Source organism: Microbacterium sp. NPDC076768, from assembly GCF_040687205.1.
Classification (GTDB): Bacteria; Actinomycetota; Actinomycetes; order Actinomycetales; family Microbacteriaceae; genus Microbacterium.
Genome location: NZ_JBFBMU010000002.1, coordinates 639,323 through 653,052 on the forward strand (window position 1 = coordinate 639,323; position 13,730 = coordinate 653,052).

Annotated in this window: 13 protein-coding genes; 9 read left to right on the forward strand and 4 right to left on the reverse strand. The window is 61.9% G+C overall.

All coding sequences use genetic code 11. The annotated features are described in order from the left end of the window. Positions 1-32: 32 nt before the first annotated feature. From AB0O87_RS09470 to mutM, 6 genes are all read left to right on the forward strand, one after another. Entirely contained in the window at positions 33-2,207 is a 2,175-nt protein-coding gene (locus tag AB0O87_RS09470; protein ID WP_363514647.1) for an ATP-dependent DNA helicase RecG, read from the forward strand. Positions 2,208-2,237: 30 nt separating this feature from the next. Beyond that, a complete protein-coding gene (coaD, locus tag AB0O87_RS09475; protein ID WP_363514650.1) occupies positions 2,238-2,735 on the forward strand; it encodes a pantetheine-phosphate adenylyltransferase in 498 nt (165 codons plus the stop codon). Between the two features lie 70 nt (positions 2,736-2,805). After that, positions 2,806-3,354, forward strand: a complete 549-nt coding sequence (locus AB0O87_RS09480; RefSeq protein WP_363516183.1) for a DUF177 domain-containing protein — start codon at positions 2,806-2,808, stop codon at positions 3,352-3,354. 2 nt (positions 3,355-3,356) lie between these two features. Then, positions 3,357-3,566, forward strand: a complete 210-nt coding sequence (gene rpmF, locus AB0O87_RS09485) for a 50S ribosomal protein L32 (protein WP_046014316.1) — start codon at positions 3,357-3,359, stop codon at positions 3,564-3,566. Positions 3,567-3,600: 34 nt separating this feature from the next. After that, positions 3,601-4,269 (forward strand): ribonuclease III, encoded by a 669-nt coding sequence (gene rnc / locus AB0O87_RS09490; RefSeq protein ID WP_363516186.1) that lies wholly within the window; start codon positions 3,601-3,603, stop codon positions 4,267-4,269. After that, positions 4,262-5,125, forward strand: coding sequence for a bifunctional DNA-formamidopyrimidine glycosylase/DNA-(apurinic or apyrimidinic site) lyase (gene mutM, locus AB0O87_RS09495; protein ID WP_363514654.1), 864 nt, complete (start codon positions 4,262-4,264; stop codon positions 5,123-5,125). Before rnc ends, mutM begins: the two co-directional genes overlap by 8 nt. Positions 5,126-5,131: 6 nt before the next feature. On the opposite strand, the gene AB0O87_RS09500 is transcribed toward mutM, so the two are convergent. Together AB0O87_RS09500 and AB0O87_RS09505 are read right to left on the reverse strand one after the other, a co-directional pair. Continuing rightward, positions 5,132-6,211, reverse strand: coding sequence for a GNAT family N-acetyltransferase (locus tag AB0O87_RS09500; RefSeq protein ID WP_363514657.1), 1,080 nt, complete (start codon positions 6,209-6,211; stop codon positions 5,132-5,134). Beyond that, positions 6,211-6,495, reverse strand: a complete 285-nt coding sequence (locus AB0O87_RS09505; RefSeq protein ID WP_363514660.1) for a hypothetical protein — start codon at positions 6,493-6,495, stop codon at positions 6,211-6,213. Before AB0O87_RS09505 ends, AB0O87_RS09500 begins: the two co-directional genes overlap by 1 nt. A 523-nt stretch (positions 6,496-7,018) precedes the next feature. Here AB0O87_RS09505 and smc point away from each other — a divergent pair. From smc to AB0O87_RS09520, 3 genes are read left to right on the forward strand one after another with little or no spacing between them, the layout of a single operon-like run. Further along, positions 7,019-10,582 (forward strand): chromosome segregation protein SMC, encoded by a 3,564-nt coding sequence (gene smc / locus AB0O87_RS09510; protein ID WP_363514663.1) that lies wholly within the window; start codon positions 7,019-7,021, stop codon positions 10,580-10,582. Between the two features lie 39 nt (positions 10,583-10,621). Continuing rightward, positions 10,622-11,494, forward strand: a complete 873-nt coding sequence (gene ftsY / locus AB0O87_RS09515) for a signal recognition particle-docking protein FtsY (RefSeq protein ID WP_363514666.1) — start codon at positions 10,622-10,624, stop codon at positions 11,492-11,494. Positions 11,495-11,538: 44 nt separating this feature from the next. Then, positions 11,539-12,039, forward strand: a complete 501-nt coding sequence (locus AB0O87_RS09520; protein ID WP_363514669.1) for a DUF2004 domain-containing protein — start codon at positions 11,539-11,541, stop codon at positions 12,037-12,039. A 14-nt stretch (positions 12,040-12,053) separates the two neighbouring features. On the opposite strand, the gene lipA is transcribed toward AB0O87_RS09520, so the two are convergent. Both lipA and lipB read right to left on the reverse strand, forming a co-directional pair. Next, the gene (gene lipA / locus AB0O87_RS09525) at positions 12,054-13,043 is read right to left on the reverse strand and encodes a lipoyl synthase (protein WP_363514671.1); all 990 of its coding nucleotides are present in this window, start codon (positions 13,041-13,043) and stop codon (positions 12,054-12,056) included. Next, positions 13,040-13,693, reverse strand: coding sequence for a lipoyl(octanoyl) transferase LipB (gene lipB / locus AB0O87_RS09530; RefSeq protein WP_363514674.1), 654 nt, complete (start codon positions 13,691-13,693; stop codon positions 13,040-13,042). The genes lipA and lipB overlap by 4 nt, the downstream gene beginning before the upstream one ends. Positions 13,694-13,730 lie beyond the last annotated feature (37 nt).

Genomic DNA, 13,730 nt, shown 5'->3' on the forward strand with positions numbered 1-13,730 from the left:
GCAGTGTCGGATGCGTTCCCTAGACTCGGACTATGTCGCTCACGCTCGATTCCTCGTTAGAGGATGCGCTCGGTGCGGCGTCTGCCAAGACGCTCGGACGCGCGTTCAGTATGAAGAGCGTTGGTGATCTGCTGGCGCACTACCCACGACGCTACGCAGACCCGGGCGAATTGACGCCTATTCGCGAGTTGCCGCTCGGTGAGACGGTGACCATCGTGGCCGAGGTGCTTTCGTCGAGCTTTCGCCGCATGCGAAACCGTCCGGGAGCAATGGTCGACGTCGTCATCGGAGACGGCGTCGGAAGAATGTCGTTGACTTTTTTTGCGAAGAACGCCGGTGCCGCGGAGTGGCGCTCGAAAGACCTCGCGGTAGGACGCCGCGGTGTCTTCTCCGGCAAAGTGGGCGAGTTCAATGGCGTCACTCAGTTCGCGCACCCAGAGTACGAACTTTTCGATGATGAGGATGCGGCGCGTCGAAGCGCAGACGCACGCTCGACCGTTCCGATTCCGATCTACCCTGCGACATCGGCGATTCAGACATGGCAGATCGCCAGACTTATCGGACGAGTTCTCGATGCGCTTGCTGAGGTGCCAGACCCGCTGACACCGGAGATTCGCACCAAAGAAGAGTTGCTCACGGCGGCAGAAGCGTTAGAGCTCGTGCATCGACCGCGTACGCGCAACGACATCGATCCCGCAGTGCGGACGCTGAGGATGCACGAAGCGCTCACGTTGCAGACGGCGCTTCTGCAACAGCGAGACGCTATTCGCGCACTTTCCGCAACGTCACGGCCTGCGAGCGACGGTGGGCTGCTTGCGCGGTTCGATGCCACGCTTCCCTACACGCTCACCCCCGACCAAGAAACGGTCGGGCATCAGATTGCCGCTGATCTCGTCGGTTCCTGGCCGATGAACCGGCTGGTGCAGGGAGAGGTCGGCTCGGGCAAGACCCTTGTCGCTCTCCGCGCGATGCTGCAGGTTGCGGAGAGCGGCGGGCAGGCGGCGCTGATCGCGCCCACCGAGGTGCTGGCAGGCCAGCATCTGCGCTCGATCACGAAGATGCTCGGCCCTGAGCTCGCGCCCTTGCTGATGCCGACGCTGCTCACAGGCCAACTTCCCGCGGCCGAGAGACGCAAGGCTGCGCTGCGGGTTGCTTCTGGGCAATCACTCATTGTGGTCGGCACCCACGCGCTTCTGGGCGCAAAGACGACGTTCGCCGACCTCGGCCTCGTCGTCGTTGATGAGCAACATCGATTCGGTGTCGAACAGCGGGAGGCGCTTCGCGCAAAAGGTTCGAGTCCGCATGCCCTAGTTCTCACCGCAACACCTATTCCTCGCACGGTCGCGATGACGGTGTTTGGTGACCTCGATACCTCCGTCATTCGTACGATGCCAGCCGGCCGCGCAGGCATCGAGTCGTTTGTGGCACCGCTCGCGGAGCATCCAGGCTGGTTCAACCGTGTGTGGGAACGTGCAGCAGAAGAAATTGCGCAAGGACGGCAGGTTTTTGCCGTGTGCGCAGCGATCGACACGACGAAGAAGACCGGGGAACCGGGGGAGCAGCCTGCTGTTCCCCCGGAGACAGGGAACGGTCCTCGCTGGGGTGTGGTGCAACTCGATGAGGCGCTCGCGACGCACCCCACGCTCGGCGGAATACGAAGAGCAGTGTTGCACGGGCGCATGCCCTCTGACGAGAAAGATGCCGTGATGCAGTCGTTCGCACGCGGCGATATCGACTTGCTCGTCGCGACCACGGTCATCGAGGTAGGCGTTGACGTACCGAACGCCTCCACCATGATTGTTCTCGACGCCGACCGGTTCGGGGTGTCGCAACTGCATCAGCTTCGCGGTCGTGTGGGACGAGGTGGCGTGCCTGGTCTCTGTCTGCTCGTCACTGACGCAGAGTCAGGCTCCCTCGCTCGTGATCGCGTCGATGCCGTCGCAGCAACCCTCGACGGATTCGCGCTTGCAGAAGTCGACCTGGAGCTCCGCGGTGAGGGAGATGTGCTGGGTGCTGCACAGGCAGGAGTCCGTTCCTCGCTCAAGCTGTTGCGCGTGGTGAAAGATGCTGGCCTCATCGCCCGAGCGCGGGAGGTGGCCCAAGAGATCCTCACTGCCGACCCCACCCTCACCAGCCATCCCGGTCTGCGAGAAGCCATTGGCAGGCGAGTGAGCGACGAGGATCGCGCGGCGCTCGCTAAGAACTAACGCATAAGTGGTGTGCTCTAGGCTGGAGTTATGAGCAGCCGGATCGCCGTTGTCCCGGGTTCCTTTGATCCGCCGACCCTGGGTCACCTTGACGTCATTCGGCGCGCTGCCGCGCTGTACGACGAGTTGCATGTGCTGGTGGTGCATAACCCTGGCAAAGAAGCGATGCTTCCCATCGCACAGCGACTATCGCTGCTTGAGCGTTCGATCGCCGATGACGGGATGCCGGGGAATATTGTGATCGGCTCGTGGACTATGGGCTTGCTGGTCGACTATGCGCGCGACGTCAACGCGGGAGTGCTGGTAAAAGGCATCCGCTCGCAGGTCGATGTCACCTACGAATCTCCGATGGCGATCGTCAACAGGCACCTTGCCGGTATCGAGACGGTGTTCCTTCTTCCTGATCCGTCGCACGCCATGGTTTCGAGTTCTCTCGTTCGGCAGGTAGCGGCGCTCGGGGGAGACGTGGCTCCGTTTGTGCCGACAGCGGTTGCAAACTTTTTGGACACCGGCTCTCGCGGCATCTGAGCAGTCACCTGAGTACGGCGTCAGCCTCGGGCTTGAACGATCCGGGTAGCATGGTTGGGTGCGCTCTCGAATGAACGGCCCTTTTGTACTCCCTGTCCGCGACATCGTTCGGCACCCAGGGGAGATGCGTGAACACGAGTTCACGGTAACCCTCTCCGAAGCCTGGGGTGAAGGAATCGTCTCCTTCGAATCAGGTTCGAAACTCGATCTCGATGTGCGGCTGGAATCTGTCCACGAAGGCATTTTGGTATCGGGAAATGCCGAAGGTCAGTACGTCGGAGTCTGCGGTAGATGTCTGATTGACATCACGCGGCCCGTCGAAGTCGAGTTCCAGGAGCTTTTCGCGTATCCTGGTGAGGAAGAAACTGACTTCGAGGTTCAAGACAACCACGTGGATCTTGAAACTCTGGTCAGGGATGCGGCCGTATTGTCGCTTCCTTTTCAGCCGGTGTGTCAGCCGGATTGCCCAGGGCTTGACCCGCAAACGGGCGAACGGCTTAATGAAAACACTGAAACGGAGCAGGTGGCTCCCATCGATCCTCGGTGGAGCGCGCTCCAGAACATCACAGACCAAGACGGCACGGAAACATCTCGTGCCGCCGAGAAAGAAGAGAGCTAGTCATGGCTGGTAACCCCCCAAAGCGCAAGGTATCGCGTTCGAACACCCGCTCGCGTCGCGCGCAGTGGAAGGCAGCGCCCATCGCGCTCGTAAAGACCATCGAGAACGGCCAGGTTGTCTACAGCCGTCCGCACCAGGCGAAGGTCGTCACCGACTCGCAGGGTACTGAGCTGTACATGGAGTACAAGGGCCGCAAGGTCGCTGACGTCTGAGTCGCGAACCGTGACGGAGTTCCCCGGGGGGACAATGTCGCTCCCAGAGAAGCTCCGCGTCGATATTGACGCGGAGCTTCTGGAGTTGGCGCTGACCCACCGCTCTTACGCTTACGAGCACGGCGGCATTCCGCACAACGAGCGGTTGGAGTTTCTTGGAGACTCCGTTCTCGGTCAGGCCGTCACCGTAATGCTCTTTACCACCCACCCGACCCTCGATGAGGGTGAGTTGGCGAAGCGACGTGCAAGCGTCGTTTCGACAGTCGCGCTGGCAGAGGTCGCTCGTGGGATCGACCTCGGTAGCCATTTGCGACTGGGGCGCGGCGAGGAGCAGACCGGTGGTCGGGACAAGGATTCGATCCTTGCGGACACGATGGAAGCTGTTATCGGCGCCACGTACCTTTCGGCTGGCCCTGAGTCGGCGACGGCGCTCGTTCTCCGTCTGACCAAACCGCTACTGGCTGACCCAGAGCGCTACGGGGCCGCGATGGACCCTAAGACGAGTCTGCAAGAACTTGCTGCTCGCTCTGGCGCCACGCCGCCGCAGTACTCCATCGAAGCGAGCGGGCCGGATCATGAGCGTCGCTTTACGGCGACTGTCGCGGTCGGTGATCTGAGTATGACCGGGTCTGGTACCAGCAAGAAGACGGCGGAGATGGCGGCAGCGCTCAGCGCATGGCGCACGCTCAGCGAGCGTGCCTGAGCTTCCAGAGGTCGAGGTCGTTCGTGCTGGCCTCGAACCGGCGGTCGTCGGATCTCTGATCACTGCGGTGAGCGTGCTCGATGAGCGCGCGCTCACGCGCCATCTTGCCGGCGCCGCAGATTTCGTCCGCAGGTTAGAGGGCCGCAGATTCACGGGCACCGCACGCCGAGGCAAGTTCCTGTGGCTGCCGCTCGACGACCGAGGTTCTGCACTCATCGCTCATCTGGGCATGAGTGGCCAGATGCTTTTGCGCAGCAGCGACGCGGCCCCGGAGCGCCACGAACGGGTGCGCATCTCTATCGATCATCCAACGCATGGCGACATTGCGATCGTCTTTGCTGATCAACGGACGTTCGGATCCCTGGCTGTCGATGCGCTTATCGACGACGTGGGAAGTCTGATTCCCACTCAGGTGGCCCACATCGCTCGTGATCCGCTGGATGCAGCTTTCGATGATGCCGCGTTCCACTCGAATCTGGCCCGACGCGGCAGTGCCATCAAGCGAGTGCTCCTTGATCAGGGAGTCGCCAGTGGTATCGGGAACATTTATGCGGACGAGTCACTATGGGCTGCCCGCATCCATCCAGAGACACCAGCGAACCGGCTCTCCGCATCCGCCGTCAGCAGGCTCCTCATCGAGGTGCGGAGCGTGCTCGAGAAGGCTCTCGCCGAAGGAGGCACCAGCTTTGATGCCCAGTACGTCAACGTCAACGGCCAGGCTGGCTACTTCGCGCACAGTCTGAATGCGTATGGGCGGCAGGGTCAACCGTGCCCGCGCTGTGGAGGCGAGATCCGCAGGGTCTCCTTCATGAATCGCTCCTCGCACTTCTGCCCGGCCTGTCAACGGCGCCGCTGATGCGCATCAGATCTCTTTTTGCCAGGCTGCGGCATAGGAGACAGGACGAAAGCCGATTGCTTCGTTGATGTTCAGCATTGGCCTGTTCTCTTCGGCGTTGAAGGTGGAAACCACGGGCGACTGCGGCATCAGTTCTCGCCACCGCAGCAAGTTTGCGCACTTGACGATGGTGCCCAGGCGGTGACCGCGGTGCTTCTTGCTCACCAGTGTGCCGAACTGATGCGTGACGCTTGTTCGGTCGGCGCCGATCAAGAGCTCGTTAAACGCCACGAGCGCGCCGGATGACACGTGTCGCACGGCGACCACCGACACCGCCTGACCCGCACCGAGTAGTCGTGCTTCCCGGCGCACGACCCGCTCGGCATCCCAGTTTTGTGCGGCAAAGTCCATGTCGCCGCTGGGTGCGTCCGTCGACAATCGCGCGAGTACCTCGGCGAACCCCTCCCGAAACTCCGGAGGTGTGGGCATGTTCCACTCGACGACCTCATAGTCGTTGCCAGCGGCCATCATTGCCTCGGCCAGGGTCTCGCGCACGGGGTCGGCGTCACTCTGGAGGTCATACTTACTGTTGCGCTCCATCTGCTCAAGCGTGAACCCGTTGGAGGACAGCAGATCAGAAAGCGGGGTGGCCGGAACGCGACCCCAGCCGGTGCGCGGAACCAGCATCTGTTGCTGCTCTCGCGGGGGATGCAAGCTCCAGAGCTGCACCAGGCTGCGTCCGCGTGCTCGCGCCTCGGTTTCGGCCCGCGCAAGCAAAGCGTCTTCGACGCCGTGCCCCCACGTGGCCTCTGGCACAAGAAGATCAACCTCGGCAGCGCGCGCTTCGGCCTCCTGCGCAAACGACATCGTCACCATGCCGACGATCTGCTGACCCTCGCGTGCGACAAAACCGAGGTCGACGGAATCGGTGTTGTCGCTCCAACTCGGGAGCATCTGCGCGGCAGAGGGGGCGAGGTCGGGAAGCCCCACCTGCTCGTCGCAGATGAGGCGGTTGAGTTCGGCGCACGCGCGGAACTCAGCGGCGTTGTCGTCGCTGAGTTCCGCTGGCACGACCAGGCGGGTGATGGTGAGGGGAGTGTGGGGCATCAGCGCATTCCTCGTTGCATGTCGAACATCAGCATCGCCCGGGTTTCCGCCTCGGTGCGATGTCTTTGTTCCCCGAGCATCAGGGTGTCGGCGGTATGAATATCGAAACCTCGACGCTGGCGTCGTGGCCGTTGCGCTCTTTGCAGCAACCAGAGACCGACTCTGAGACCAATGCGATCAAAGAGTGGAAGACGACGTAGCTCGTCTGGGCGGGGGATGTGGAGGACCTCGCGGTCCTCGATATCCGGTGGATGAATAACGTCGCGACGCAACGTGGCGTTCATGATGATTCCTTAGGTGAAGTGGGGAAAGTGCGCGAACGATCGCGCGGCAACAACGGCGAGCACCGTTGATGGGGGCAGAAGAACGCCGTCGAAGCAGAACCACAAAAGTGGTGGCTGGCGGCGATGAGGATCCATGATCTGGATGCAGATCAGAGGGTGAAGCGCGGATGCACCGAGCGGGCCACGCCCACTACGGGCGTTAATTCTCGCGGTGCGGTTCTAGCAGAAGGCGCTGAGGCGGACGCTGGCGGCTACCGAGAACTCAGAGCGTGTTGCAAGATGTGCAGACGCTGCATGCCCTGTGGCCTGTGCGCGGAGCTGAGTGGTCATCATCGGTAACCTCCTTTCAAATGGCGATCCGAGGCAAAACTAACGAACAGAGAATGCCAGCGTCAATCATTTCTTTTGAACCCCGGCGTGTCGCGTCGCACGGGACTTCGGCAGAAGCAGCGCGGGATACCTGCCGAGCCGCGGAATTCCGGTAGCGTAGCCGCGTGAATCTCCCCGGACGAGCGGTGCTCGCATGCATCTAAAAAGCCTGACGCTCAAAGGGTTCAAGTCGTTCGCGCAACCGACCAGTTTCGTTTTCGAGCCGGGCGTCACCTGCATCGTCGGACCGAACGGTTCCGGCAAATCGAATGTCGTCGATGCGCTTGCATGGGTGATGGGCGAACAGGGCGCCAAGACTCTGCGCGGCGGCAAGATGGAAGACGTCATCTTCGCTGGAACTTCGACCCGTGGTCCTCTCGGCCGGGCCGAGGTGCAACTGACCATCGACAACGCGGATGGCGCACTGCCCATCGAATTTGCCGAGGTGACGATCAGTCGCACGCTCTTCCGCAGTGGTTCCAGTGAGTATGCGATTAACGGCGAAGGTTGCCGGCTGCTTGACGTGCAAGAGCTGCTCAGTGACTCAGGGCTGGGCCGTGAGATGCACGTCATCGTCGGACAGGGACGACTGGACACTGTTCTGCAGGCATCACCCGAAGATCGGCGCGGCTTCATCGAAGAGGCTGCCGGGATTCTCAAGCATCGCCGCCGCAAAGAGAAAACTCTCCGCAAGCTCGACGCGATGGAGGCCAACCTCACCCGCCTCAGCGACCTGGCAGGAGAGATCCGCCGTCAGCTCAAGCCGTTGGGTCGGCAGGCAGAGATCGCGCGTGAAGCCCAGACCATCGCGGCCGTTGTGCGCGATGCGAAGGCTCGAATCTTTGCCGACGATGTGGTCGCGCTCCGCGCCGCGCTGGCTGACCATACTCGAACAGAGCACGAACGACACACCGAGCGGCTGGTGCTCTCTGATCAAGCCGATGTTGTGCGGGCGAGTATCGCGAGACTTGAACGAGATCAGAATTCGGTGGCCGTAGACCAGGCGCGCGGCGTCGCATTCGGGCTTGAGCAGGTGCAGGAGCGCATGCGCGGTCTGTATACGTTGGCGAATCAGCGGCTCGCGCTTCTTGGTTCAGAAGATGATGATGCGGCCGTGACAGCCGTCACCGTGACGCAGAGCACGATCGATGAGGCGAAAGACGAGATCTCTGTAATCTCTGCAGGCCTGGGGGACGCGCAAGATGCAGCAGCCTCAGCGAGCCGCGAGGTCGTGCACGCGCGAGCAGAGCTGGACACGCTCGACGTCGACATCGCAGAGCAGAGCGCGCTCGTATCGGAGTACGACATGCGATTGTCGGCACTACGAGGAACGGCAGACGCGGCAGCATCGGCTCTGGCCGCTGTGCGCGGGGCCGTACTCAGGCAAGAGAACGCGCTCGAAGCAGCGAACGCGCGACGTCGAGAAGCAGCAGAAGCCTTGGAAGCCATCGACGACGCAGAGGCGCCGCAAGGAACGGCGGCAGAACATGCTGCTGCCTACGACAGTGCGCAACGCGCAGCGACATCGGCGGAAGCGGAGCGGGACACCCTCCGTGACCGGCTCCATGCCGCCGAGCGCGAGGTGGACTCTCTGACGGCGAAGGCCGCAGCGCTCACGAGTGCCTTGTCGTTGTCTGGCGGAGCCGCCGAAGTCGTCAAATCTGGCGGCAAAGGCGTGCGCGGTCTGGTCGGCGACTCTGTGCAGGTGCGCGCAGGCTACGAAGCCGCGATCGCTGCCGTGCTGGGACCGCTCGCCGAGGGCGTGCTGATCGACACCGCAGACGATGCGTTCCTCCTCGCGACAGACGAAATGCAACAGCACAGGGGAGTTGTCGACTTTGTCATCGCGGCTGCGCATCGGCCGAACCCCGTCTCGTCTGCTGTCGAAGGGTTGCCTGCTATCGAAGGCGTGACCCCCGCGGTGGAGACAGTCACAGCACCAGACGGAGTGCTCGCTGTCCTTTCCCACGTGCTGATTGCAGAAGATCTGGTTTCGGCCCGTGCCGCAAGGTCCGCGCTGGATAGCACAGGTGACACCGCCACGACGATCGTGACAGTGGGAGGGGATGTCATCACAGCGCAAACCCTTCGCACAGGTTCTGGTGGTGAACGTTCGCGCCTAGAGCTCGCGGCCGAAAGAGATGCGGCCACCGAGCGGCTGGCAGAGATCCAGGTTGTGGTCGACTCTCTTCGTGAAGCGCGCGAAGACGCGAATGAGGCCGTCGAAACCACCAGAAGGCAGGCGAAAGACGCGCTGCGAGCGTTGCGTGAACACGATGCCGCGCTGGCGACCCACGCAGAGCAAGTCAACCGTGTGACCGTGCGGCACGAGTCAGCCGTCGCCGAGTGTGAGCGGTTGGAAACCGGACTGGCTCAGGCCCAGGCCGCGGTCTCAGACGCGGAGACCAAGGCTCACACAGCGAAAACGGCCGTGGACGAAGCGATCGCCGCGCCGCGCCCCGTTCTCGACGCATCCGCTCGCGACGGGCTGCTTGAGGCACTAGAAAGTGCTCGCGAAGGCGAAGTACGCGCCCGACTAGAGATTGAGACTCTGCGAGAACGTGTGCGTGCGGCTCAAACGCGGGTGACCACTCTGGAGCGCCAGCGTGAGCAAGAAAGAGACGCGGCCGCTGAAGCAGCCCGTCGGGCCGTGATCCGTCGTGCCCAGCGGGAAGCCGCCTCGGGCGTTGCCGATGAGCTGCCGCGCATTCTTGACTCGCTCGACCGGTCGGTGACCGAGGCGCGGCTCGCACTCAAAGAGGCTGAGGCGGCGCGCTCTGCTCAGAACGAGGAACTCGTTGGCCTCCGCGCTCAAGAATCGTCACTGCGTGAACGCCTTGCCGGGCTCACGGAGAGCGTGCATGGGCTCGAGCTTCAGATCCACGAGAAGAAGCTGCACCTCAACAGTCTGCTGGAGCGGGTCTCATCCGAGCTTGCTCTTGATGAAGACATTCTTGTTGCGGAATATGGGCCAGATCAATTGGTGCCGCGCGACGATGTTGCCGACGAATCGACAGACGAGGAGACCGATCACGCCGGGCTCCCGTTTGATCGCCAGGTTCAGGAGCGCAGGCTTGCTCAGGCGGAGCGCAAGCTTGCGCAACTCGGACGCGTGAACCCGCTCGCACTCGAAGAGTTCGCAGCATTGGAACAGCGTCATGCCTTCTTGACCGAGCAGCTCACAGACCTCACGCAGACGAGACAAGACCTGCTGACAATCATCACCGACCTCGATGAGCGGATGCAGACGATCTTCGCGAGCGCGTTCGAAGACACAAAGGAAGCATTCGGACAGGTCTTCCCGCTGTTGTTCCCTGGCGGGACCGGAAGCATCTCGCTCACTGATCCAGACAACATGCTGACGACGGGCATCGAAGTGTCTGTGCGGCCAGTAGGAAAGAAGATTGAGCGATTGTCGCTTCTTTCCGGTGGCGAGAGATCGCTGGCGGCGGTGGCATTGCTCGTGGCGATCTTCAAGGCGCGGCCGAGCCCCTTCTACATTCTTGACGAGGTGGAAGCTGCGCTGGACGACGCGAACCTCGGTCGGCTTTTGAGTGTGTTTGAGCAACTGCGTGAGAGTTCCCAGCTTCTGGTGATCACTCACCAGAAACGCACGATGGAGATCGCCGACGCGCTGTACGGGGTATCGATGCGCCAGGACGGTGTTTCTGCCGTGGTTGGGCAGCGTGTGGGCGACCGTGCCGCAGCGTCCTCCTGATGGTGTGGGCGCTGGCGCGTCTACCCGTAGGCTGGAGTAATGGCGGAGAAGTCTTGGTCTTTGAGTCGCGCGCTGCGCGGCATGTTCGTCAAACCCACCATCGATGAGACGACCTGGGAGGACCTAGAGACCGCGCTCATTACAGCGGACTTTGGTCCCGACATCAGTGAGCGTGTTGTGGATGAGCTTCGGCAGAAGGTGGAGAAGTACCGGACGACGGATCCTCAAGACCTCCAGCGCATGCTGCGGGAGACACTAGAGGAGCACTTCGCGAAGTTCGACACCACTCTCAAGCTCACCGAGCGCCCGGCTGTGGTGCTCGTCGTTGGCGTCAACGGCGTCGGCAAGACAACGACGATTGGTAAGTTCACGAAGTTCCTTCGTGGCTACCAGCGCAGTGTCGTCGTGGGCGCTGCCGATACCTTCAGGGCGGCAGCCGTCGATCAGTTGGCGACCTGGGCTCAGCGTGGGGGAGCGGCGATCGTCCGCCCGCAACACGAGGGTCAAGACCCCGCCTCCGTCGCGTTCCAGACTGTGGAGTACGCGAAGCGCGAGGGGATTGAGATCGCGATCGTCGATACCGCTGGTCGTCTTCACACCAAGGGTGGACTCATGGATGAGCTCACCAAGGTGCGGCGCGTCATCGAGAAGCAGGCGCCGATCAGCGAAGTGCTGCTTGTTCTCGACGCCACGACCGGCCAAAACGGCGTGATGCAAGCGGAGGCGTTTCTCGAACACGCGGGCGTGACGGGTCTCGTTCTCACCAAACTCGATGGCTCGGCGAAAGCCGGATTCGTTCTGGCTGTGCAGGAGCGCACTGGCATCCCGGTGAAGTTGCTCGGACAGGGCGAAGGCATCGATGATCTCACCGGTTTCACCCCGCATGTCTTCGTTCAGTCGCTCGTCGGTTGACGACAGGACTACCGCAGTGAGCAAGAGGCTGGTTTTATAGCGTTATGGCGATCGAACATGATTACTTCGGACTCCTGTCATCTGGTCCAGATGGCTCGATCTTCTGGTCGGAGACTGTCGAGCTGGGTGACCAAAGCGTCACCATCGACCTGACGGCTCCCGACCAAGACGACGTGTCAGCGGCAGGGCTCGATATTGCGGCCTCGCTTATCGCACGCCTCGAGGGTGTCGACGACACGGCACGTCGTGGCATGCTCGCCGAGGTCGATGACCGCACGAGCGAAGTTACGGAGTACATCCTGCAGCAGCAGGAGAGCTACGGCGACGAGCTGGAGGACGTCCTTGTCGATGTTTCTGGCGACGCCGCTGTCGACATCATTCGTTCGTTGCGTCTGATGAGCATGACGATTCTCGCGGATGAACACGGCGGCTCTGAGCCCTTCGCCGTTCTGGAGTACGCGATGGACGACAGCTCCTCCGATGATGTTCTGCTGGTAAATCTGGGCTCCGACGGCACTGTCCAGTCGGTAATGAGCGCTGACTGACTCTTCGGCTCAGATCACACCGCCTGCGCAAAGCCCAAGTCAGCGCTTTCCGCGATGTGAGCAAGGTGCTCGGGGATTTGGTGTCCTTTCGACGCCATGGATTGCGCCCACAGCCTGCCCGCTCGGTACGAGGAGCGAACGAGCGGACCCGCGAGGACGCCAAGGAAGCCAATTCGTTCAGCTTCTTCCTTGAATTCGACGAACTCCGCTGGCTTCACCCAGCGGGCGACCGGCAAGTGGCGTGGCGACGGGCGCAGGTACTGCGTGATTGTGATGATGTCGCAACCGGCCTCGTGGAGGTCGACCAGTGCTTGTATGACTTCCTCCGGTTCCTCTCCCATTCCCAAGATCAGATTCGATTTAGTGATCAGCCCGGCGTCTCGCGCTTGCGTCAAAACGTCAAGTGAGCGCTCGTATCGGAACGCCGGTCGGACGCGCTTGAAGATCCTTGGCACAGTTTCGACGTTGTGTGCGAAGACCTCCGGTCGCGATTCGAAGACGACATCGAGCTGTCGCGGGTCGCCATTGAAGTCTGTGGCGAGGAGCTCGACTCCGGTATTTGGGTTCTGTGCGTGTATCTGGCGCACAGTTTCGGCATTGAGCCAGGCGCCGCCGTCTGGCAGATCGTCACGCGCGACGCAGGTGACGGTGGCGTAGCGCAGGTTCATCTTGGCAACGCTCTCCGCGACGCGGCGCGGTTCATCTGTGTCGTACTCGGCCGGCTTTCCGGTGTCGATCTGACAGAAGTCGCACCGACGCGTGCACTGCGACCCGCCGATGAGGAAGGTTGCTTCCCGGTCTTCCCAGCACTCGTAGATGTTGGGGCAGCCCGCTTCTTGGCAGACCGTATGCAGATCTTCGCTCTTCACCAGCGAGTGCAGCGCGGTGTACTCCGGCCCCATCTTCGCTTTGGTTTTGATCCACTCCGGCTTCCGCTCGATCGGCGTCTCTGCGTTGCGAACCTCAAGCCGGAGAAGCTTTCGTCCGTCGGGTATAGCGGTCATGCAAGGGCTCCTGACTTCTCTGCGTGTGAAAATTCTGTGCGGAATGCCGCGGTCACGGTGGCCACAAGGTCGATCGGCTCCACCGCGCGTCCCACGACCTCGCTCACAGTGGTGACGCCGGCGTCTGTGATGCCACAGGGGATGATGCCGCGAAAACCCGCCAGGGAGTTGCTGCAGTTCACGGCAAAGCCGTGCATGGTGACCCCCTGTTGCACCCGCACGCCAATCGCAGCGACTTTGTCTTCGGAGAGTGGTCTGCGTACCCACACCCCACTTCGCCCCTCGACTTGATAGCCATCGACATCAAAGCCGCGCAGCACGGCGATCAACAGGCGTTCCAAACGGCGCACGTGTGCGACCACATCCATCGGCTCGACAAGCCGGACGATCGGATAACCGACGAGCTGGCCTGGTCCATGCCAGGTGATCTTGCCGCCTCGATCGACATCGACAACAGGGGTTCCGTCGTGAGGTCTCTCGTGCGGTTCGGTGCGTTTTCCCGCGGTATACACCGCTTCGTGTTCCAGCAGGATCAGCGTGTCAGAACGGTTGCCGCTCACAACGTCTGCATGAACCCGGCGTTGCAGATCCCATCCGTCGAGGTACGGCAATGGCGTGGGGGTGAATCCCGGAGTGAGTATTTCAAGCAATGCCTGACCGCCTTGGCGTGGAAGTGGCTAAGTAGTT